The organism is Pseudomonas sp. 51_B, assembly GCF_017491595.1.
Classification (GTDB): domain Bacteria; phylum Pseudomonadota; class Gammaproteobacteria; order Pseudomonadales; family Pseudomonadaceae; genus Aquipseudomonas; species Aquipseudomonas promysalinigenes.
The window spans coordinates 271,784-291,228 of sequence record NZ_JAFGYW010000002.1; the positions used below are offsets into that span (position 1 = coordinate 271,784).

Here is a 19,445-nt window from a genome sequence, read left to right on the forward strand (position 1 = left end):
CTAGATGACAGAAGATGAACTGCTCAGCCAAGCGCCTGCAGCCTACATGAACGAAGTCCAACAGCAATTTTTCCGTAGACTTCTGCTGGATCAACGCGCTGATCTGCAAGCTCGGATCGAGGAAGAATTTCAGGCCTTGCGCGAACAAGAGGTGCTTAGCGACCCGGCTGATATCGGCAGTGCAGAGGAGGAACGACAGTGGAGGCTGCGTTCCCTGGAGCGGGAGAAGAAGCTCCTCGACAAGATTGACCAGGCACTGGAGCGCCTGGCCCGTGGTGAGTACGGCTGGTGCGAGGAAACCGGGGAGCCAATCGGCCTGCGACGGCTACTCCTGCGCCCAACCGCAACCCTATGCATTGAGGCCAAGGAGCGTCAGGAGCAGAAAGAGCGGCACCTGCGCGATGAGCGCTAGTCAGCCGCCATGACCTGAGGCTGCAACTGCCAGCGCACCGAGCTCACGCCTTTTTCAAGGCTAACCCGGCTGACTAGCCGTTCCAGTTGTGCCGGGGCTTGCGGGTTGCCGAGCAGCTCTGCGCGCACTTCCAGGCGAGCAGGGTTAGTCAGATCCTCGCTGTGCAATGACTGCAGGCGCAATTGCGGGTCGCCGAAGCTATGCAGCATCAGGCTGCGTACCTGTATCTCATCCTCGGCGCGGCAAATGATGCGCACTTCATAATGCTGTTCCACTTCGCTAGCCGGTAGCACTTCCTGGCGGTCAAGCCGTTGGGCGATGTCGCGCAGCAGGATGTTGGCACACAGCACCATCAGGCTGCCCAACACTGCCTCCAGCAGCAGGCCCAGGCTGCACAACACACCGACAGCTGCGGTGCACCAGAGCGTAGCGGCGGTGTTCAGGCCACGCACATTGAAGCCATCGCGCATGATCACGCCACCACCTAAGAAACCGATACCCGACACAACATAGGCGGCAACTCGCGACGCGTCTGCCGGGGCCATGCCCGGCACCGCCTGGGTCATCAGCACGAACAGGCAGGCGCCCGTGCTGACCAGGGCATTGGTACGCAGCCCGGTCAGGCGTTGGCGCAGTTGGCGTTCGGCACCGATCAGAGCGCCCAGCAGCAGGGCGACGCCAACACGCAGAAGAAAGACTTTCCAATCCATAGCAAACCTCTTTCACGGGCGTACGCCCGCACGGTTAAAAAAACCAGAAATAAGCGCAGGACCACGAAAGAGAAGGGGAAGTAATGCCTAATAGGCTCAGAGGTTCCACTGTCTGACTTTTGGCGAGACAGTGGCAGGAAACTGCCGGACTAGCTCGCCTTGTGGGCCTGTCGCAAGCGACTGGGACTACTGTCCAAAGCAGGGCTCCTGTTCGGGGGGGGCGAAATTGCGTTGCGGACCTTACGCCGCCAAGCTCCGAGGGTCAAGGGTTGAAACATGACAAGGGCTTCATCAGGAAATTTCCTACAACCTGCGCCACCGGCATGGCAAAAAACCGGGGCACTGGTTACCCTTGCGCCATTCTCCGCCATTGCCCGGATCGTTACATGCTGTTCAATCTCGTTGTGCTGCTCAGCACCTTGGTGGCCATGGAAGGTGTCGGTACGCTGGCCCACAAGTACGTCATGCATGGCTGGGGCTGGTGGCTGCACCGCTCGCACCATGAGCCGCAGTTGGGCATGCTGGAAACCAACGACCTGTACCTACTTGCGCTGGCGCTGATCGCCGCCGCGCTCATCGCTTTGGGCAAAGCTGGCCATGCTCCGCTGCAATGGGTGGGCGCAGGGGTGGCAGGGTATGGGGTATTGTACGTACTGGCCCACGACGGTCTCTTCCACCGGCATTGGCCGCGCGCGCCACGCCCGGTCAACCGTTACTTCAAACGTCTGCACCGCGCTCATCAACTGCACCATGCCGTGAAGGGGCGCACCGGCTGTGTGTCCTTCGGCTTCTTCTATGCGCCACCGCTGAAGGTGCTCAAGCGCCAGTTGCAGGCGCGCTGGCCACGCGGCCGCGGCTGACCCACCAGCCGAACCCTGCGGCGGTGAAGAACATGATCAGGCTGTACAGGGCCGCTGGAACTGCCATCGTCGCGTTATTGAGCAGCGATGGGCTGAGCGCGAGGGCGATGGCCAGCGTGCCGTTGTGGATGCCGATTTCCATGCCGATAGCGATGGCCTGGCGCTTGGGAATATTGAGCAAGCGAGGTACGCAGTAGCCAACAGCAAGGCTGATCAAGTTGAACAACAGGGCCGCCAAACCCACCACCGGGGCATATTCCACTACGGTCTGCCAGTCCTTGGCCAAGGCCAGAACGATGGTGAAGGCCAGAAACAGCGCTGCCACAAGCTTCATGGGCTTTTCCATCCGCGCAGCGAAGCGCGGTGCCCAGTGACGGATCAGCATGCCCAGCGCCACCGGCAGTAGCACGATAGCGAATACCTGCAGCACCTTGGCGAACTGCAGTGGGATGGCTTGGTCCGACGCCATGAAATAGCTCAACGACAGGTTGACCAGCAGCGGCATGCTCAGGATAGCGATCAACGAGTTCACCGCCGTCAGGGTGATATTCAGCGCCACATCGCCGTGGGCCAGGTGGCTGAACAGATTGGCGGTGGTGCCCCCTGGTGACGCTGCAAGCAACATCAGGCCGACCGCCAGCGCCGCTTCAAGGCCAAACCCATTCGCAATGAGGAAGCATACCAATGGCAGTAGGAGGATTTGGCAAAACAGGCCGATCATCACCGGCTTTGGGTATTTCAGCACGCGAGCGAAATCGGCCATGGTCAAAGACAATCCTAGGCCGAGCATGATGATGCCAAGCGCCAAAGGAAGAAATGCGGTCAGCAACGGGGATGCGGTCATGGGCGGGCACTCGGGTGAAGGATGCAAGCAGTCTAGGTGGGCTCTAGGCGTTGTATGATTGCACTGAGCCAGCACTTGTTTACCAGTTGTTACCGAACACTCGCTAAACTGCGGCACAGAGCGTCGCCATATCGCGTTGCGATAGGGCTCTTGGCGCAGTAGCATTCGCTTTTTTGCCGAGGATTCGCCTGTAATGCCTTTCCAACAAGGTCTGCTTGCTACGCCCGTGCCGGTGCACGCTCGTCACCTGTTCTTCGCCCTGCAGTCGCCCGAGGCGTTGCCCGCGGTACTGGATACCCTGTTGCCACACGTAGACGGCCGTAGCCTGATCCTTGGTATCGGCGCACCCTTGGTCAAAGCCCTAGGCCGCGACATCCCAGGCTTGCGTGCGTTCCCACAGCTTGACGCCGCCGTGGAAAACCCAAGTACTCAGCACGCGCTTTGGTTGTGGCTACGCAGCGATGAACGCGGTGATCTGGTTTTGCAAGCCCAGGCACTTGAACAGATGCTGGCACCCGCGTTGCGCCTGGCCGATAGCGTCGATGGTTTCCTGCATCGCGGTGGCCTTGACCTGACCGGTTACGAAGATGGCACTGAAAACCCCTCCGACGACGATGCTGTGCACGCCGCCATTCTGGCTAACGGTCAGCCGGGTATGGACGGTTCGAGCTTTGCCGCCTTCCAGCTCTGGAAACATGACCTGTCGTATTTCAAGGCGCTGCCTCAAGCCGATCAGGACAATATCATCGGCCGCCGCCTGAGCGACAACGAAGAGCTTGATGACGCCCCAGCGTCTGCCCATGTCAAGCGTACGGCGCAGGAAAGCTATGCGCCAGAAGCTTTCATGGTCCGCCGCTCGGTATCTTGGGCCGATAATCGCGGTGCTGGCTTGGCATTCGTCGCCCTCGGCCGCAGCTTTGAGGCTTTCGAAGCCCAGTTGCGGCGTATGAGCGGCCTGGAAGATGGCGTCACTGATGCTTTATACCGTTTTAGCCGGCCATTGACCGGCGGCTACTACTGGTGCCCCCCCATGGGCGAGGGCGGCCTGGACTTGCGGGCGCTGTTGCAGGCTTAGTCATTTTACATCCGGATACAGAATCGCCGATCAGTTCAGGCCTCAACGGCTAGCCTTGAAAGTTTCCCTCCGGGGCGGGAGCTTTCCTATGCTTAAACGTCGCGATGTCTTACGCGCTGGCGCGACTCTATCCGTAGCAGCCGCCACGCCCTGGTTGTATGCAGGCAGCACGGGCGGCTTGCTGACCCGTATTATTCCAGCCACGGGCGAGGCTCTGCCAATCATCGGTGCCGGCACTTCCGGCAGCTTCGAGGTAGCAGCCAACTCCCCGGAGTACCAGCAGCTCAAGCAGGTTCTCCAAGCCTTCTTCCAGGGGGGTGGCAAAGTCATCGATACCTCGCCCAATTATGGTGGTGCTGACAGCATTCTGGGCCAGTTGCTGGAAGAGGGCGGCTGGCATCACCAATGTTTCATCGCCACAAAAATCGCTGCCGACAACCCCGCCGATGCCCAGGCGCAATGGTTGGGAACACTCAAGAGCCTGCGCACGGACAACGTCGATCTGTTGCAAGTCCACAATCTGCGCGACTGGCAGACGCAGTTGCCCTATGCCCGGGAGCTACAGCAGCAGGGCAAAACGCGTTACGTCGGCGTCACCCATTATTTGAATAGCGGCCACGAGTCCTTGGCGCGAATTGTGCGCAGCCAGAGGCTTGATTTCATTCAGATCAATTACTCGGTCACTGCCCCCCAAGCTGCGCACGAGCTCTTACCGTTATGTCAGGACAAAGGTGTCGCTGTACTGGTCAATCGTGCATTCGATGACGGTCGCCTATTTGCCAGGGTCAAAGGCCAGCCCCTACCGGCGTGGGCTGCCGAGGCCGGCATCGGCAGCTGGGCGCAGCTGTTTCTCAAGTTCGCCATAAGCCACCCGGCAGTCACTACGGTGATCCCCGCGACCAGCCGCCCGGATCGCCAGATCGACCAGCTTAAAGCCGGTTATGAACCACTGCTGAGCCAGGCGCAACGGCAAGCGCTGATCAAGCAGTTCGCCTGAGATCATGAGCAGTTGGCTCGAAGGGCTTAAGCGGGGGCTGAATATCCGTCCCGGCGAAGGCCCTGCGGTGGTAGCAGCCTGGCTGCTGTTCTATTTGCTTTTCACGGGCTATTTCATGCTGCGCCCGGTGCGCGAAACCATGGGCATAGCCGGCGGGGTCGAAAACCTTCAATGGCTCTTCACCGGCACTTTCCTCGCCACATTGGTTTGCCTGCCACTTTACGGCTGGCTGGCTAGCAAGGTGCAACGCCGTCACATCTTGCCTTGGACCTACGGCTTGTTCGCCTGCCAGTTATCGCTGTTCGCGTGGCTTTTTGCCTTTGATGCAGAGTCGATATGGGGTGCTCGGGCTTTTTACATTTGGTTGTCTGTGTTCAACCTACTCAGCATTTCCCTGGCCTGGAGCGTACTTGCCGACCTGTTTTCGACCAGCCAAGGCAAACGCCTGTTCGGCCTGCTGGCAGCCGGTGCGAGTATGGGCGGCCTGAGTGGGCCTGTTCTAGGTACGCTGCTGGTGGCGCCATTGGGACATGCAGGGCTGCTGTTGCTGGCGGCTTTACTATTGGTAGGCAGCGTAGCTGCCTGTTCCTACGTGCAGCACTGGCGAGATGGTTACCGGGAAGCCGTCATCGGCGGGGCCGCTTCATCCCGGCCCCTGGGCGGCAACCCTTTTGCGGGGGCTACGGCGGTTGCTCGTTCTCCCTTTTTGCTGGCGATCGGCGTGTTCGTCGTGTTACTTGCCAGCGTCAGTACTTTTCTCTACTTCGAACAGGCGCGCATCGTCAGTGAGACTTTTACCGACCGCACCCGCCAGACCCAGGTGTTCGGGCTTATCGATGCCGTAGTGCAGGCACTGGCTATCGTGACCCAGCTGTTTCTTACCGGGCGCCTGGCCAGACGCCTGGGGGTCGGGGTGTTACTGGTGGCCGTTCCGTTAGTGATCGCCGCCGGGTTCGTTTGGCTGGCCTTTGCCCCCGTGTTCGCGGTATTTGTGGTTGTAATGGTGGTGAGGCGCGCCGGTGAGTACGCCTTGGTCAGGCCGGGCCGCGAGATGCTGTTCACCGTGCTGCCGGCCGAGGATAAATACAAGGCCAAGAACTTCATCGACACGGTGGTCTATCGCGGCGGTGATGCGCTTGGCGGCTGGGTCAAGCGAGGGCTTGATGCGTTAGCTGACCATCCTCAAGCAACGCTTATGATCGCAGCGTTGATCGCATTGGGCTGGGGCGTCGTCGGGCACTGGCTGGGCCGCCAACATCAGCTCAAGGAAGCGTCGAAGTCGGCGTAGCCATGAAGCGGCTATTCGCGCACCAAATACACCCTGAACGGTTTATTAGGGCCACCGGTCTGACGGCTTGGCGATAAAGCGAATCTTGCGCGGGGGCTGGACTCGGAATTTATGTACGGCACAACGCCGTCCATTCTCAAGCCAAATGAGGTTCCACACCATGGCCAACAAAGACAACAGCCGCAGCGGCAGCCAGGGCGGCAACAAGAATCCAGGCAACTTTGCAAACGACAAGCAAAAGGCATCCGAAGCGGGCCGTAAAGGTGGCCAAGCCTCAGGAGGCGCAGCGCACCAGGATCACGAATCAGGCCGCAAGGGCGGGCGTTCGTAACTGATGGTATGCAGTGCCGGGGCGCCCTGGCACTGCAGACACAGGCTGTGGCAAATGGGAGGGTTGCAATCGGCAATCGATTGCACAGAATGCATGCTTCAACCGCATGCCATTTGGAATCCCAGCTCCATGATGCTGACCCAGCAGTTTCCCACTATCTCTCCCTCCGACATTTTGTTCGTATTTGCCTTGGAAGCCGAAGCAGGGGATGTGTTCACCGGTATGAACACATTGTTCACCGGTATTGGCAAGGTCAATGCCGCGGTTGCTCTGACCAAGGCGATAGCGCAGCAACGCCCCAAACTGATCGTGAACCTCGGCTCGGCCGGTAGCCAGCGCCATGGCAAAGGTGAGGTTGTGTGTTGCACGCGTTTCGTGCAGCGCGACATGGACGTGACCCCGCTAGGTTTCGCCCGCTACCAGACGCCACTCTCCGATACCCCTGTGATTTTGGAGCATGGTCATGCAATTGATGGCCTGCCGCTGGAAACCTGCGGCAGCGGCGACAGCTTCGAGATCAACCACGGTGATGCCCCCTACGACGTCGTCGACATGGAAGCCTATGTGTTTGCGCTGATCGCGCGCAATGAAGGCATACCTTTCGTTTGCCTGAAGTACGTTTCAGATGACGCTGGCAGCGATGCTGCCGATGATTGGGCCGTGCAGGTGCACCTGGCCGCCGAGGCTTTCAAACGGGTGCTGTTCAGCCATCCGGTTGCGCGTCTGGAGTAAACCTTCGCCGCTAGCGGTAGTCATTTCAGGTATCAGTCCTACTATCCGAATCGGGAGGGTACCTGTAATGGCCAGGGCTATCTGGAAAGGCGCTATCAGTTTTGGCTTGGTGCATATACCGGTTTCACTCAATACCGCTGTGCGTACCGAGCGCGTCGATTTTGACTGGCTCGATAAGCGCAGCATGGAGCCAGTAGGCTATAAGCGCATCAACAAGGTCACCGGCAAGGAAATCGACAAGGACAATATCGTCAAAGGCGTTGAATACGAGAAGGGCCGATACGTGGTTATCAGCGAAGACGAGATTCGCAAGGCCCGCCCCGAAGCCACGCAGACCATCGATATTTTCTCGTTTGTCGATGCGGCAGAAATCCCACTCCAGCATTTCGACACGCCCTATTACCTGAGCCCCGACAAGCGAGGTGGCAAGGTCTATGCGTTGCTGCGTGAAACATTGGCCAGTACCGGTAAGGTGGCGCTGGCAACGGTAGTGCTGCATACCCGCCAGCACTTGGCTTTGCTACGACCGCTGGACGATGCCGTCGTGATGATCACTTTGCGCTGGCCCGAGGAAGTGCGTGGGTTGGATAGCCTCGAGCTGGACAAGACGGTTACCGAAAGCAAGCCAGACAAGCGTGAGTTGGCCATGGCCAAGCGGCTGGTTGAGGACATGAGCGGGCCCTGGGCGCCCGACGAGTATCACGATGCGTTTCGTCAGACGATCATGGACCTTGTTGAAGAAAAGGCCAGTAAAGGCAAGATCGCCGTGGTGGAAAAAGGCGAGGGCGACGCAGCCGAGAAAGGCGCCGATATCATCGACCTCACCGAGTTGTTGAAGCGCAGCTTAGGTGGCAAGAAACCTGCGGCCACGAAGAAAACCACCAAACGCTCGCGAAAAGCGTCGTGACTCGAGCGCTTGGTGGATCAAAGGCTTGCCAGGTAGTCGCCAAACCCCTCACGGGCCCGGCTGTTGGTTCGGCTACTTGTGGCAACGCTGTGCTTGGCCGTCCACACTATCTGCGCGCCATCGGCCTCCAGGTCCCTCACAAGCTGCACATCTTCATGGGCGGCAAGTGGTTGAAACCCGCCGACACGTTCATAGGCTCGGGCACTCACGCCCAGATTGGCACCATGGATGTGGCGATGGCCTTCCCGCGCTTCATAGCGGCTCAAATAGAGCTTACGTAGCGCCGCCCGCTGCCAAGGCTGCCAGCGGGCAACGTGCACCGTTCCACACACCGCATCTGCCGTGCAGGCCAGCTGTGACAACAACCAATGCGACGGCACCTGGCTGTCGGCGTCGGTGCAGGCCAACCAGGTCGCATGGCGGTCCAACATCCACTCGGCGCCTAAGCGGCGAGCCATTCCAACGCTACCGGCCTCGACTGCAAGCACGTCGACATCATACCTGGCGGCCACCTTGGCACTGCCGTCCACGCAGCGATCGAGAACGACCAATACCTGTACCCCATGACCTGCTTCTCGCGCTGCCAAGACGGCCGTAGCCATCGCGCTCAGGCAGCGCCCCAGGCGCCGGGCTTCATTGTGCGCGGGGATCACTACGCCGATCATATGCACGTCTCGTCCAAGTCCACCACGCTGGGTTGGCAGGACCAGTATTCGAGCATGAAGTCGGCCTCGTCATGACGAAGGAGCGGAAATAGCGGCAGGTGTTTGGCCAGCATTTGATGCACCTCACGGCCATCTTGCGGGCAGCCGGCAATGGGGTGCTTCCAGTGACAGGCAAGCAGGGCACCGTCGTAGGTAAGGCTCGCAAGGCATTGCTCAATGACCTGCAGCCAATCGGTGGGGTCCAGGTAGTATCCCACCTCACTCAGCACGATCAGATCGAATTGGCCTGCGGGCCAGTCACCAGGCAAGCGAGCCAATTCGACTGAAGCGTTCGGCACATCGGTCAGGCGCTCGCGGGCAAGGTTCACGGCAGTGGGATCCAAGTCCTGGCACAGAAGTTCAGCACTTCGCTCTGCCAGTAAGGCACTGAGCTCTCCATTGGCACAGGCAGGCTCGAACACCCGCTGATAGCACTGACGCGGCAGACTGGCCATCAGCACATCGCGTTTGCGTTTTTCGTACCAGCGTGTGCGAAAAGCCCATGGATCTTCATTGGTAGCATACAGTTCAGCGAAGTACTGGGGATCGAGGCTCATGGCAACTCCGTTTACAGGAACATCAGTTCAAAGGGTTGCAGCAGGCAGTCCAGCAGGCTGGCTGGCAGTACGGGCGGGCGGGGATCGTCCGGTGTCAACTGGCTGACGTGTGCAGCTAGGGCCTTACGCTTGCGTGCGAGGGCGCTTTCGTCCAACTCGATGCGGTGCGCGCGTGGCCACGGCAGCCGTGGATCATCCGGCTGGGCCCAGTGCCAGGCCCATACGGGCACTTCGACCAGTTGCGCCTTGCGCGCCTGCGCTGCCTGGGCTGCGGCCCGGCCAACGGCCTCGTGATCGCAGTGGCCGTCGCCCCGCCAAGTGGCCATCACTACATCGTCCGGGCGCAGCGCCTGAGTCAGGTGGTTGACCAGGAAAGCTTCCTCGCGCGGCAAATTCCCGTCCTTCAGATTAAGCCTGCGCCACTCCAGATGGTTGACGTTCAAGTCAAGCTGCATCAGTGCCTGGCGGCTCTCCAGCGGTCGCTGGCGCCGCAGCCGATGTTCGGTCCAGTGCTCGGAGCCCGCGTGGCTGCCTTCACCATCGGTGGCCGAAATCAACAGAAGGTCCTCTTCACGCCCGCGAAAGTGGGTCAGCAATCCGCCCGCCATGAGAATTTCATCGTCGGGGTGCGGTGCGACCAGCACCAGGCGGCGCCCGGGGGGGCACAGCTGCGCAGGACTGATCCATGTGGCCCTTGCCAGATGGGCGGCATGTTGCCAGTCAGCCCAAGGCGTGCCACTGCTAGCTTGAATCAAGTTTTGGCTCATAGCTTCCAGGCTCCTGCAGGCATCTGTGTCAATTGTTCACCCAGCGCCGCCAGATCGCGCTCGGCATGGCTTTGGCGCATGTACACTGGCAAGTCTGCGCTGAGCCTGGCGAAATGGCTGTTACGGCAAAACGGTGTGGCACCCAGCGCGCGGCCCACGTGGCGGATCACCTGTTCGACGGCCTGCTCGACTTGAGCGCGAGTGCGGCAAACTTCCAAGCCTGCGTCAGCGTCAGGGTGCAGGTCGATCCACTGAGCACATTCACGCAACGCAGCGCGGGCGCCGTACAAGGCAGCGTCCACCGCGCCGAGGTGGGCATGGGCATGTGCGTCGGCATGGGGTTTGCGGCAATGCGCCCGCAGGTAATCGGCCAAGGCCTCGGCCGCGCCGTACCAACAAGCTGCGATGCCTGCGCCCCCGTGCCAGAAGCCGGGGCGCGACAGATACTGGCCGGGGCGGCCAACGGCGATGGCGGGCGTATTGCTGAACTGAAGTTCGATACTAGCCGTGGTGGCCATCCCCACTGCTTGCCAATGGTCGATCACCACACTCTGGTCAGATTGCCCCAGCTCGATCGCTACCAACTGCGGCTGCTTATCGTCGCCCCAGGCAGTCAATAACGCTTTGTCTATCTGCAGGGCCCCCGAACACCATGCCTTGCGACCGCCCAGCTGCACCTGATCACCGTCACGCGCGACAATCCGTGCGCGAGCGTCCGGCGGTTCAGCAGCCCAGACGCCCCATATACCGTCGCCAACCAGGTGCGCCGCACCACATTCGGCCAGAATGGCCAGCGCATCGGTGTGCCCCTCATAGAGTTTAGCCAGTGCCAAGTCGCAACCGGCAACCCGCGCCAAGGTCTGCCAGCGGCGCAAGGTGTTGCCTTGCCCCGGCAGTGGCAGTAGGTCGAGCTGATCGGCTTTGAGTGCGTGCATCAACTCTGGTAGCTGCGTGTCCAGTTTGAGAGGTTGGGGTCGCTCGCCGAAGGTGCGTAACAATCGGTCGAGGTTGGTGAGGTCGAAATCCTGAATGATGCTCATGCCATTCCCATTTGCTTGCGCATACGTGCAGTGATCGATTGACGAACGTTGCTCATCCCGGCCCAAGGGTCGTCGAGATCGACCAGGCGCTCGTGCAGGTTACCGATATGCCATTGGTCGGCGCCTTTGAGCCCTGCCAACTCTTCGCGCCAGATCGGCACAGACACCGGCAGCCCCTCGCGGGCTCGCAGCGAGTAGGCGCATGCCGTGGTGGCGCCTTTGCCGTTGCGTAGGTAATCGATGAATATTTTACCGATACGGTTTTTAGGGCCGGAAACCGCACTCAAGCGGTCGGGGAACAGCTTGGCCAGGTAATTGACAATCGCCTGGCTGAAATCCTTGACCTCATCCCAATTCGCACGCCGGGTAATGGGTACGACCAAGTGGATGCCTTTGCCGCCACTGGTTTTGATGAACACCTGCAAACCCAGCTCGTCGAGCAGGGTAAGGACCAGTTGAGTTGCCTCTAACATGGCTTTCCAGGGCAGCGCAGGGTCTGGGTCGAGGTCTAGGACGAAGCGATCGGGCTTGTCGAAGTCTTTGTCGGTCGCATTCCAGGTATGCAGTTCGAGCATGTTCATCTGCACCGCCCCCATCAAGGTATCGGCGCGGTTGATGACCATTGCCGCTTGGCCTGCGTCGGCTTTGCTGTAATTGACCAGGTGCGGGATATGCAACTGCCCGGCATTCTTTTGAAAGAACAACTCACCTGTCAGGCCCTCCGGTGCCCGGACCAATGCAACCGGCCGACTTTTGAGGTGTGGCAACAACCACTGGCTGACTTGCGCGTAATACTGCGCAATTTGCCGCTTCGTGGCACCCACGGTGGCATCGATCAGCCGGTCAGGGTGGGTCAGGCGCAAGTCGGCCAGCTGATCTGGCTGCTTGCCCTGCTTGGGTTTTGAGCCTTGCTTGGCGGGCATTGCGCGCTCCACGTTGATTGCGGTGGCCGGTTTGTCCTCGCGTAGCCCATGGAACACTGCGTGGCGTACCAAGCCCTCACGGGTCATCTGGGCATAGGCGACTTCCGCCAGCAGATGCGGCTTGAGCCAATGCACCCCGCGGGCTTCTGCGCCCGTTGGCCCCTTATGCACAGTGGGCTTGGCGACCTCTAGGGATTTGAGCCGCTCATGAATGCTTTTAAGCGTTGCCCCGGTGAAGCCGGTGCCTACTTTACCCGCGTACTGCAGCTGGCCGCTTTGCTTGTCGTGCAAAGCCAGCAACAGCGCGCCGAAGCCCGCTCTGCTGCCTTTGGGATCTGTAAAGCCAACGATCACGAACTCCTGCCGTCGCTGGCACTTGAGCTTTACCCAGTCGGGGCTGCGCCGACTCATGTAGTGGCTGCCGACTCGTTTACCGATCAGGCCCTCAAGGCCCAAGCGGCAAGCGCTGTCGAGCAGGGCATCGACAGGCTGGTCGAAGTCTTCGGAAAACTTGAGCTTGTCCGACTCATTGTGCTCAAGCAATTGCCGTAACGCATCGCGACGATCTTCAAGTGGACGCTGACGCAAGTCCTGGCCACCCAAGAACGGCAGGTCGAAGATGTAATACCCGATCTGCTCGTCATCCTCGGTGTCGAAGGCGTTCTGCAAAGCCTGGAAGTCGGTCTTCCCGTCTTCGTCGCTGATCACCATTTCGCCATCGAGCCACGCCGAGTCGATGCCCAGCGCCCGCAACGCCGCGACTTGGGCGGGCATTTTGGCGCTCCAGTCATGACCGTTGCGGGTGAATAACCGGACATCGTCACCTTCGATGCGCGCAAGTATCCGATATCCATCGAATTTGACCTCATAACGCCAGTCGCCAGCCGGTGGCGAGTCGACCAAGGTAGCCAGCTGGGGCTTGAGCTGTTGTGCAAGCTCGGCGTTAGCGGCTTTGCGCCGCACGGGTGTGCGCTTGGCATTTGCCGTGCGCCGCGGCAGCAGCCCACGGTCGCTTAGCACGCTGTCCGGCTGAGCCTCGACGATACTGTACTCAGCTTCACTGCGTGCCTCACCGTCCTGGGACTTGACCAGCATCCACTGCTCCTTCTTGCCGGCCAATTGCGTACGGAATAGGTTCCAGACACCGCTCAGCTTTTCACCCTGCAAGCGAAAACGCAGCTTGCCTTTGGCATAGCCCTGGCGCGGATCGCATTCGGGTTCCCAGACACCCCGGTCCCAGACGATGACGTCACCGGCGCCGTAGTGGCCCTGCGGTATGTGCCCTTCGAAGTTGGCATAGTCCAACGGGTGGTCTTCTACATGCACCGCCAGGCGCCGCACTTTTGGGTCCAGCGAAGGGCCTTTGGGGATCGTCCAGCTTTTCAGCGTCCCATCAAGTTCCAAACGGAAGTCGTAATGCAGGTGACTGGCGTCGTGTTTCTGAATGCAGAACTGCAAGGCATGCGCGCGCTTGCCGCGCCTGCGCTGACCACTAGGTTCAGGCGTCGCGTCGAAATCGCGCTTGCGCGCGTATTCTGCAAGAGGCTTTGCCATGGTCGGCTCCGTGAAGGCATCTGTAGGTTGGGAGGGAGCCGGGCGCAGGGTAGTTCAAAAAAACTCTGAATCATCGCAGGGCTGCAGCAGTCGACAATCTGTATGTCACTGATGGAGAACCGCAATGAGCCGATCTGATGATCTGAAACCCTACACACCCACTGAAATCGATGACACCGAAGACCGTATGGGCAGTGTGCGCGAACTGGATTTCAGTGATCGCCACGACCATCGTGAGGGGCGAGTCGGCGACGAACGACCCGCTTCGGAAATCGACCAGGAGTTCCCGGACCAACGGGTTGCCGAAAGCGGCATGACTGGCGGTGAGGCACTAAGCGATAGCCTGCACGAAGACAACGTCACCTATGATGATCTGAGCCCTGATACCTTGCTGGATGAAACCGGCGCTCGCGACCCCTTTGAGCCAGGCGATGGCAATGGCCCGGCTGACATGGACCTGCGCGAGGTAGACGCGCAGGAAATAGGCGGTGGGTTTGGGCTCGACGAGGCCGAGTTGGCGCGTTCAGCCCCCCTGGATGGCAAGCCTTGGACCGATGATGTGGTCGAAGACGAAGAGGGCGATGCACGTTGAGTGAATGCGTGAAGAGACGGCACCTGACCGTCTCTTCACGAACCCATGCCGGCACGGCCTCAGGCCGGATGTTCACGCTGGCGCATGGCTTTGGCGCGTTTCTCAAGCAATAAATAGGTCATCAAGGCAACGACCAGAGGAATCAGGTAATACAGTGTCCGGTAGCCCAGCAGCGCTGCGATTAACGAGCCCTGGCCTTGACCATGCAGCAAAGCAAGGAATACCGTCTCGAGCACACCCAAACCTGCAGGAATGTGAGCGACCACCCCCGCCACGCAACTGATCAGCAATATACCGAGGATCGAGGGGAAGAAGTGCTCCCCTGGCAGTAGCCAATAAATCAGTAACGCCATCACCGCCCAGTTGCTAGCGCCCAGCGCTACTTGGCACAGTGCCAAGCGCAGCGAGGGCAGGGTGACTTCATGTTCCCTCCAGCGCCATGTGCGCTTCTTCGCAAGGCCACACGCCAGCAGATAACCGATGGCGATGGCCAGCAAAAGCACGCCTATCAGCCTCAGCCCCCCGGTACCCACTGCCCAGTTGCCGGGAAGCTCGACAAGGCCAAGCGCGAATACGCCACCGGCTAGCAGCATGTAACCCATCCAGTTGGTCAACAGGCCTAATGTGAGGATGCGCGTGATGGTGGGTGTATCCAGCCCTAGGCGGCTGTACAGCCGGTAGCGCAAGGCAACGCCTCCCACCCAGGTGGTGAAATTGAGGTTGAAGGCGTAGCAGACGAACGCCACTGGCAGCACCTGCCGCGCCGGAAGGTCATGGCCGGTATACGCCTTTGCCAGCAGATCGTAACTGGCGAAAATCAGGTAGCTGCATACCGCCATTGCAAGCCCGATGGCCAGCGTGCTCGGCTTGTACGCAAGCAGGGATTGGCGCACCTCGTTCCAGTCCAGGTTGCGCGCGAGCATGTACAGCAGCACCGGTATCAGAATCATGAACGCTAGGGTGAATAATCGCTTGCCCCACACCTGCCAGGATTTTTTCGCCATCACGTATTACCCTCATGAAGTTCGCCTTGGGCCTGAATTTCCGGTTGCAGCGACTTCAAGCGCTGACGATGCGCGGGGAACCAGCCGGCGATGCGCGGAAAGTGCCGGACGATGTGAAAACAAGCGAAGATCAAAGGCGCTCGCCACCAGTAGCCGCGTACCATACGTTCAAGGGTAACGGGCTTGCAGTGTTCCTGAGCCAGGCTGTGCAAATGCTCGTACAACGCTTGGTTGAAAGCCGGATCGCGGATGAACAAGTTGGCTTCCAGGTTGAAGGACAGGCTCAGGGGGTCGAGATTGCTCGAGCCGACGGTAGCCCACTGGTCGTCGACCAGTGCCACCTTGCCGTGCAATGGACGCTGGCAGTACTCACGAATGCTTACGCCACCTTGTAGCAGGTAGTTGTACAGCAGCCTGGACAGGGCCCGGACCCAGCGCATGTCGGGCTGGCCTTGTAGAATCAAGGTTACCTCAACGCCACGCCGCGCGGCATTGCGCAGCTCGCGCAACAGCCGGTAGCCTGGGAAGAAGTAAGCATTTGCCACGACCACGCGCTTCTGGGCCGAGCGTATGGCCTGCAGGTAGTGGGTTTCAATATCGGTGCTGCGCATACGGTTATCGCGCTCTATCAGCACCGCCGTGCTTTGGCCGGTTGGTTGCGTCACTGGGCGCACGTCGCTTGGCGGCTCCAGCACCGGAGCCATCAGCCTGCGGCTGGCAGCATGAACCTGAGCCACCACGGGCCCTGTGACCTCCACGGCGTAGTCCTGCTTGGCCATGGGGCCAAAATCCCCCAGATGGTCGGCGCTGTAATTGATGCCACCGATAAAGGCCAGCTCGCCATCGATCACCACGATCTTGCGGTGCAGGCGATGAAAGAGGTTGGTGCGCATGCCCGCCAGCTTGGGTTGCGGGTCGAAGGCGTGGAAGCTCACGCCCGCCTCGGTCAACGCGGCAATGTAGGTGTCCGGGAGGTCCCCAGTACCGTAGCCATCTACCACGACTTCCACCCTGACTCCACGGCTAGCAGCGTCGATGAGCGCTTTCTGCAATTGCTGGCCAACCTTGTCATCAAAGATGATGAAAGTTTCCAGCAAGATCTCTTCCCGGGCCTGGGCCATTGCCTCGAACACGCGCGGGTAATATTGCTCACCATTGATCAACAGTTGGACATGGTTACCGTCCACCCAAGGTCTGTTCACAGGTCGATCTCCGCAGCAAGAGGGGCATGGTCGGACAAATGCGACCAGGGATACATGGACAACACCTGAGCACTGGCCGGCATAGCGTTGCGCAGGTAAATGCGATCCAGGCGCAGCAGCGGCAGGCGCGCAGGAAAGCTGCGAGCCGGGCTGCCAAAATGTTCGCCAAAAGCTTCGACCAGATGCTGCGAGAGCACGGCATCAGCTTTAAGCCGCCAGTCATTGAAATCACCAGCGATGATCACCGGCGCTTGTGCCGGCAAGCTGTCCAGCCGCTGCAGCAGCAGCTTGATCTGGCTTTGCCGATGAGCCTCACGCAGGCCCAGGTGTACGCAGATGGCATGTACCTGCTCGTGGCCTGGCACCTGCAAGCAGCAGTGCAACAGCCCGCGCTGCTCGTTCCCTTGAATCGACACGTCAAGGTTTTCGTAGTGGGTGATCGGGAATTTCGACAGCAGCGCATTGCCGTGATCCCCGTAGGGATAAACAGCGTTACGGCCATAGGCGAATTGCGGCCACATGCTGTCAGCGAGAAACTCGTACTGTGGGGCCTGCGGCCAGTCTGGATGGCGCTCGGCGTGTTGCTGGTGACTACCGTGAACCTCTTGGAGAAACACCAGGTCAGCGTTGGTGGCGCGCACGGCCTCGCGCAACTCGGGCAGGATGAATCGGCGGTTGAATTGGGTGAAGCCCTTGTGGACATTGATCGTCAGCACATTCAAACGGTGCACGGCGGTATCGCCGTCCAGAGCCGGGCTGGGTGATAACTGATTGTTGTTCAAAGCTGCACCTCAGGCGTCACACCCGGTTCGGTGATCAGGTCGTAATCGAGCTTGAGCTTTTCCAGCAAGCGACGGGCGTCAAAGGGCGCATGCACTTTCTGGTCATTGTCGAAATAGCAGTAAATATCCCGCGAGGCCCGCTTGGGCGGAGCCCCCGCTACGATCAAATGCGCGTCGTCCGCTTGGCTGCCTCGCGCCCATGCCTGGATGCGTTGCTTCCAGCGTCGAAGTGCCCGTGCGGTATACCCGCTGCTGTAGAGTTCGATGTCCCCGTGCAAGCGCATGTAGATGAAGTCAGCCGTTACATCCTCGACATAAGGCCATTTACCTGCGCTGTCAGCCACAACCAGGGCCACACGTTGTTTGCGCAAAAGCTTGATGAAACCTTCGCACAGAAAACTCTCGTGGCGGATTTCCACAGCATGGCGTAGCCGTGCGTTACCTTTGATTGCAGTTGCTGCAGGGTCCCTGTGGCGTTCTTCGCAGCCTAGGGCACACTCGCGGGCGGCTTTTCGGTCCTTGGGCAGCAACTGCAGAAAGTGGCTGAACCGTTGCTCGTCGAACTTCATGTTCGGCGGAAACTGCCAAAGAAACGGACCCAGCTTGTCACCCAGCAGTAGCGGGCCAGACGCGAAAAAATTGGCCAGCGCCGTCTCTACATGTTTTAGCCTGAGTACATGCGTGATGTAGCGAGGGCCCTTCACTGAAAACACAAAGCCATCGGGCGCTTGATCACGCCAATTCGTGTAGCGCTGCGCAGTCTGCAGGCTGTAGAACGAGCCGTTGATCTCGATGCTGTTGACCGCCCTTGAAGCAAATGCCAGTTCGCTATCCTGGCGCAGGCCCTTTGGGTAGAAGTCCTTGCGCCAGGGGCCATAGCGCCATCCGGAAATACCGATGCGGATATCGCTCACGCTCATGTCCTCATAGCCTGATTCGTCGAGTACCGTTCAAATGGTGCGACCGACTCAGAGGGGCGAGGGTTCAGCGAAGGTGATCGAAAGACATGGGCATTGTGCAGAATTGAACTTTGGCGGTTTGGGCGATTCCACCGCACAGTGCAGTTGCCGCACCGCAACACCTTGGCGGGCGCTCAGGGGTAACGTCCCTACACTGGAGACAAACATGGCCAGACACATCATTCACTACACCGGGCCGATCAATTCATCCACCTGTGGCAACCTGATCAACACCTGCTCGCGTGCCATTGGGCAAGGTGCGCAGGTGCTGCAACTCAATATCGCCACCATGGGAGGGGAGTGCAGTTATGGCTTTACCCTCTACAACTTCCTGCGGTCGCTGCCAATCAGTGTGCACACCCACAACCTGGGCACTGTTGAGTCGATGGGCAACATCCTTTTCCTGGCCGGTGAGCACCGTACGGCCTGCAGGCACAGCAAGTTCCTGTTTCACCCATTCCACTGGACGCTGCACGGCTCGGTAGATCATGCCCGAATGGCGGAATACGCCATGAGCCTTGACTATGACTTGCGTTTATACGCGCAAATTGTCGCCGAACGCACTGAGGGTGCCAGCGAAGTACTGGATGTGCCACGCTATCTGATGGCGGCTCCGCGGATCTTGGGGCCTGACGAGGCATTGGCAAGCGGTATGATCCACGCCATCGATGAACTACCGATAGAAGCTCAGGCCACTCAGTGGAGTGTGCATGCCTGAGGCATTGCTTGTTCAGCGAATGGAGTCGGCGAGCGTCCGGTCGCAGGCCAGAAGTGATTTGATCAACGCCTTGATCTCGCCGTTGAGCGACGACATGCGCTCCGGATGCCCAAAACTGCACTCGGCGATTTCGTTATTAGCTGAAGGCTTTGGCGCTTGGGCGAAGTCCGCCTCGAACACATAGTGCATGCGCGCCTCACCTTCGTAGCGCATTAAAAAGGTCAATGTATCGGCCTGCAGCCCCGTTTCTTCCTGTAATTCCCGTATCGCCGCCTGGGGTGGCGTCTCTCCGGCTTCAATTTTGCCGCCTGGCAATGTCCAAGGTGCTTTGGGCTTTCTAACCCAAAGCCATTTCTGCGACTGCTTGCCATGGCGACAAATGATGCTAACGCGGTGCTTGACTGGCTTCACTCAGCCTCCTGCGGCAATTCCCAACTTATGTGGGTTAGTCCGCGCGCAGGCACTAAACGTTCTATTGCAACTGCAA

The 19,445-nt window shown here is 59.6% G+C and carries 22 protein-coding genes; 10 read left to right on the top strand and 12 right to left on the bottom strand.

The genetic code is table 11. The features are described from left to right. Positions 1 to 4 precede the first annotated feature (4 nt). Complete coding sequence (dksA, locus tag J5M56_RS04355; protein ID WP_186477275.1) at positions 5 to 412, top strand: RNA polymerase-binding protein DksA; 408 nt, start codon at positions 5 to 7, stop codon at positions 410 to 412. Here the strand turns inward: dksA and J5M56_RS04360 are convergent. Further along, on the bottom strand, positions 409 to 1,122 hold the full coding sequence (locus J5M56_RS04360; protein WP_207869922.1) for an MgtC/SapB family protein: 714 nt from the start codon (positions 1,120 to 1,122) through the stop codon (positions 409 to 411). The genes dksA and J5M56_RS04360 overlap by 4 nt on opposite strands. A 386-nt stretch (positions 1,123 to 1,508) precedes the next feature. On the opposite strand from J5M56_RS04360, the gene J5M56_RS04365 reads away from it, so the two are divergent. Next, on the top strand, positions 1,509 to 1,982 hold the full coding sequence (locus tag J5M56_RS04365) for a sterol desaturase family protein (RefSeq protein WP_207869924.1): 474 nt from the start codon (positions 1,509 to 1,511) through the stop codon (positions 1,980 to 1,982). Here the strand turns inward: J5M56_RS04365 and J5M56_RS04370 are convergent. Continuing rightward, positions 1,939 to 2,826, bottom strand: a complete 888-nt coding sequence (locus J5M56_RS04370) for a bile acid:sodium symporter family protein (protein WP_186477272.1) — start codon at positions 2,824 to 2,826, stop codon at positions 1,939 to 1,941. The genes J5M56_RS04365 and J5M56_RS04370 overlap by 44 nt on opposite strands. A gap of 193 nt (positions 2,827 to 3,019) precedes the next feature. Between J5M56_RS04370 and J5M56_RS04375 the strand changes: the two genes are divergently transcribed. The 6 genes from J5M56_RS04375 (at position 3,020) to J5M56_RS04400 (ending at position 8,156) form a co-directional block, all read left to right on the top strand. Then, positions 3,020 to 3,901, top strand: coding sequence for a Dyp-type peroxidase (locus J5M56_RS04375; RefSeq protein WP_060477366.1), 882 nt, complete (start codon positions 3,020 to 3,022; stop codon positions 3,899 to 3,901). 88 nt (positions 3,902 to 3,989) lie between these two features. Then, a complete protein-coding gene (locus tag J5M56_RS04380) occupies positions 3,990 to 4,898 on the top strand; it encodes an aldo/keto reductase (protein WP_207869926.1) in 909 nt (302 codons plus the stop codon). A 4-nt stretch (positions 4,899 to 4,902) separates the two neighbouring features. Continuing rightward, the gene (locus J5M56_RS04385) at positions 4,903 to 6,186 is read left to right on the top strand and encodes an MFS transporter (RefSeq protein WP_207869928.1); all 1,284 of its coding nucleotides are present in this window, start codon (positions 4,903 to 4,905) and stop codon (positions 6,184 to 6,186) included. Between the two features lie 160 nt (positions 6,187 to 6,346). Continuing rightward, complete coding sequence (locus tag J5M56_RS04390; RefSeq protein WP_060477369.1) at positions 6,347 to 6,517, top strand: KGG domain-containing protein; 171 nt, start codon at positions 6,347 to 6,349, stop codon at positions 6,515 to 6,517. A gap of 129 nt (positions 6,518 to 6,646) precedes the next feature. Then, on the top strand, positions 6,647 to 7,249 hold the full coding sequence (locus tag J5M56_RS04395) for a nucleosidase (RefSeq protein ID WP_207869930.1): 603 nt from the start codon (positions 6,647 to 6,649) through the stop codon (positions 7,247 to 7,249). A 67-nt stretch (positions 7,250 to 7,316) separates the two neighbouring features. Beyond that, complete coding sequence (locus tag J5M56_RS04400; RefSeq protein WP_207869932.1) at positions 7,317 to 8,156, top strand: Ku protein; 840 nt, start codon at positions 7,317 to 7,319, stop codon at positions 8,154 to 8,156. 17 nt (positions 8,157 to 8,173) lie between these two features. Here J5M56_RS04400 and J5M56_RS04405 read toward each other — a convergent pair whose 3' ends face one another. From J5M56_RS04405 to ligD, 5 genes are read right to left on the bottom strand one after another with little or no spacing between them, the layout of a single operon-like run. Then, complete coding sequence (locus J5M56_RS04405) at positions 8,174 to 8,821, bottom strand: glycosyltransferase (RefSeq protein ID WP_060477372.1); 648 nt, start codon at positions 8,819 to 8,821, stop codon at positions 8,174 to 8,176. Then, a complete protein-coding gene (locus J5M56_RS04410; RefSeq protein WP_060477373.1) occupies positions 8,818 to 9,417 on the bottom strand; it encodes a class I SAM-dependent methyltransferase in 600 nt (199 codons plus the stop codon). The genes J5M56_RS04405 and J5M56_RS04410 overlap by 4 nt, the downstream gene beginning before the upstream one ends. Before the next feature lie 11 nt (positions 9,418 to 9,428). Further along, positions 9,429 to 10,184, bottom strand: a complete 756-nt coding sequence (locus J5M56_RS04415; RefSeq protein ID WP_186477266.1) for a PIG-L family deacetylase — start codon at positions 10,182 to 10,184, stop codon at positions 9,429 to 9,431. After that, positions 10,181 to 11,224, bottom strand: coding sequence for an acyl-CoA dehydrogenase family protein (locus J5M56_RS04420; protein ID WP_207869934.1), 1,044 nt, complete (start codon positions 11,222 to 11,224; stop codon positions 10,181 to 10,183). Before J5M56_RS04420 ends, J5M56_RS04415 begins: the two co-directional genes overlap by 4 nt. Continuing rightward, on the bottom strand, positions 11,221 to 13,701 hold the full coding sequence (gene ligD / locus J5M56_RS04425; RefSeq protein WP_207869936.1) for a DNA ligase D: 2,481 nt from the start codon (positions 13,699 to 13,701) through the stop codon (positions 11,221 to 11,223). Before ligD ends, J5M56_RS04420 begins: the two co-directional genes overlap by 4 nt. Positions 13,702 to 13,825: 124 nt before the next feature. On the opposite strand from ligD, the gene J5M56_RS04430 reads away from it, so the two are divergent. Next, the gene (locus J5M56_RS04430) at positions 13,826 to 14,293 is read left to right on the top strand and encodes a phosphotransferase system, HPr-related protein (RefSeq protein ID WP_207869938.1); all 468 of its coding nucleotides are present in this window, start codon (positions 13,826 to 13,828) and stop codon (positions 14,291 to 14,293) included. Positions 14,294 to 14,352: 59 nt separating this feature from the next. Here J5M56_RS04430 and J5M56_RS04435 read toward each other — a convergent pair whose 3' ends face one another. The 4 genes from J5M56_RS04435 to J5M56_RS04450 are packed head-to-tail and all read right to left on the bottom strand — an operon-like array spanning position 14,353 to position 18,195. Further along, positions 14,353 to 15,297 (bottom strand): lysylphosphatidylglycerol synthase domain-containing protein, encoded by a 945-nt coding sequence (locus J5M56_RS04435; protein WP_207869940.1) that lies wholly within the window; start codon positions 15,295 to 15,297, stop codon positions 14,353 to 14,355. Beyond that, on the bottom strand, positions 15,297 to 16,499 hold the full coding sequence (clsB, locus tag J5M56_RS04440; protein ID WP_186477261.1) for a cardiolipin synthase ClsB: 1,203 nt from the start codon (positions 16,497 to 16,499) through the stop codon (positions 15,297 to 15,299). The genes J5M56_RS04435 and clsB overlap by 1 nt, the downstream gene beginning before the upstream one ends. Further along, positions 16,496 to 17,281 (bottom strand): endonuclease/exonuclease/phosphatase family protein, encoded by a 786-nt coding sequence (locus J5M56_RS04445; RefSeq protein ID WP_207869942.1) that lies wholly within the window; start codon positions 17,279 to 17,281, stop codon positions 16,496 to 16,498. Before J5M56_RS04445 ends, clsB begins: the two co-directional genes overlap by 4 nt. Beyond that, on the bottom strand, positions 17,278 to 18,195 hold the full coding sequence (locus J5M56_RS04450) for a DUF72 domain-containing protein (protein ID WP_347709413.1): 918 nt from the start codon (positions 18,193 to 18,195) through the stop codon (positions 17,278 to 17,280). Before J5M56_RS04450 ends, J5M56_RS04445 begins: the two co-directional genes overlap by 4 nt. 211 nt (positions 18,196 to 18,406) lie before the next feature. Here J5M56_RS04450 and J5M56_RS04455 point away from each other — a divergent pair, with 211 nt between their 5' ends. Continuing rightward, the gene (locus J5M56_RS04455; RefSeq protein ID WP_186477258.1) at positions 18,407 to 18,958 is read left to right on the top strand and encodes an ATP-dependent Clp protease proteolytic subunit; all 552 of its coding nucleotides are present in this window, start codon (positions 18,407 to 18,409) and stop codon (positions 18,956 to 18,958) included. Between the two features lie 12 nt (positions 18,959 to 18,970). Here J5M56_RS04455 and J5M56_RS04460 read toward each other — a convergent pair whose 3' ends face one another. After that, on the bottom strand, positions 18,971 to 19,369 hold the full coding sequence (locus tag J5M56_RS04460; RefSeq protein ID WP_207869946.1) for an NUDIX domain-containing protein: 399 nt from the start codon (positions 19,367 to 19,369) through the stop codon (positions 18,971 to 18,973). Between the last annotated feature and the right edge of the window lie 76 nt (positions 19,370 to 19,445).

What these genes read in the sequence shown, in the direction of transcription:
- J5M56_RS04360 (WP_207869922.1), bottom strand. Translation starts at nt 1,122, where the DNA reads ATGGATTGGAAAGTCTTTCTTCTGCGTGTTGGCGTCGCCCTGCTGCTG.
- J5M56_RS04420 (WP_207869934.1), bottom strand. Translation starts at nt 11,224, where the DNA reads ATGAGCATCATTCAGGATTTCGACCTCACCAACCTCGACCGATTGTTA.
- J5M56_RS04405 (WP_060477372.1), bottom strand. Translation starts at nt 8,821, where the DNA reads ATGATCGGCGTAGTGATCCCCGCGCACAATGAAGCCCGGCGCCTGGGG.
- J5M56_RS04390 (WP_060477369.1), top strand. Translation starts at nt 6,347, where the DNA reads ATGGCCAACAAAGACAACAGCCGCAGCGGCAGCCAGGGCGGCAACAAG.
- J5M56_RS04455 (WP_186477258.1), top strand. Translation starts at nt 18,407, where the DNA reads ATGGCCAGACACATCATTCACTACACCGGGCCGATCAATTCATCCACC.
- J5M56_RS04385 (WP_207869928.1), top strand. Translation starts at nt 4,903, where the DNA reads ATGAGCAGTTGGCTCGAAGGGCTTAAGCGGGGGCTGAATATCCGTCCC.
- J5M56_RS04370 (WP_186477272.1), bottom strand. Translation starts at nt 2,826, where the DNA reads ATGACCGCATCCCCGTTGCTGACCGCATTTCTTCCTTTGGCGCTTGGC.
- J5M56_RS04410 (WP_060477373.1), bottom strand. Translation starts at nt 9,417, where the DNA reads ATGAGCCTCGATCCCCAGTACTTCGCTGAACTGTATGCTACCAATGAA.
- ligD (WP_207869936.1), bottom strand. Translation starts at nt 13,701, where the DNA reads ATGGCAAAGCCTCTTGCAGAATACGCGCGCAAGCGCGATTTCGACGCG.
- J5M56_RS04430 (WP_207869938.1), top strand. Translation starts at nt 13,826, where the DNA reads ATGAGCCGATCTGATGATCTGAAACCCTACACACCCACTGAAATCGAT.
- J5M56_RS04400 (WP_207869932.1), top strand. Translation starts at nt 7,317, where the DNA reads ATGGCCAGGGCTATCTGGAAAGGCGCTATCAGTTTTGGCTTGGTGCAT.
- J5M56_RS04365 (WP_207869924.1), top strand. Translation starts at nt 1,509, where the DNA reads ATGCTGTTCAATCTCGTTGTGCTGCTCAGCACCTTGGTGGCCATGGAA.
- J5M56_RS04380 (WP_207869926.1), top strand. Translation starts at nt 3,990, where the DNA reads ATGCTTAAACGTCGCGATGTCTTACGCGCTGGCGCGACTCTATCCGTA.
- J5M56_RS04375 (WP_060477366.1), top strand. Translation starts at nt 3,020, where the DNA reads ATGCCTTTCCAACAAGGTCTGCTTGCTACGCCCGTGCCGGTGCACGCT.
- J5M56_RS04435 (WP_207869940.1), bottom strand. Translation starts at nt 15,297, where the DNA reads ATGGCGAAAAAATCCTGGCAGGTGTGGGGCAAGCGATTATTCACCCTA.
- dksA (WP_186477275.1), top strand. Translation starts at nt 5, where the DNA reads ATGACAGAAGATGAACTGCTCAGCCAAGCGCCTGCAGCCTACATGAAC.
- J5M56_RS04415 (WP_186477266.1), bottom strand. Translation starts at nt 10,184, where the DNA reads ATGAGCCAAAACTTGATTCAAGCTAGCAGTGGCACGCCTTGGGCTGAC.
- J5M56_RS04395 (WP_207869930.1), top strand. Translation starts at nt 6,647, where the DNA reads ATGATGCTGACCCAGCAGTTTCCCACTATCTCTCCCTCCGACATTTTG.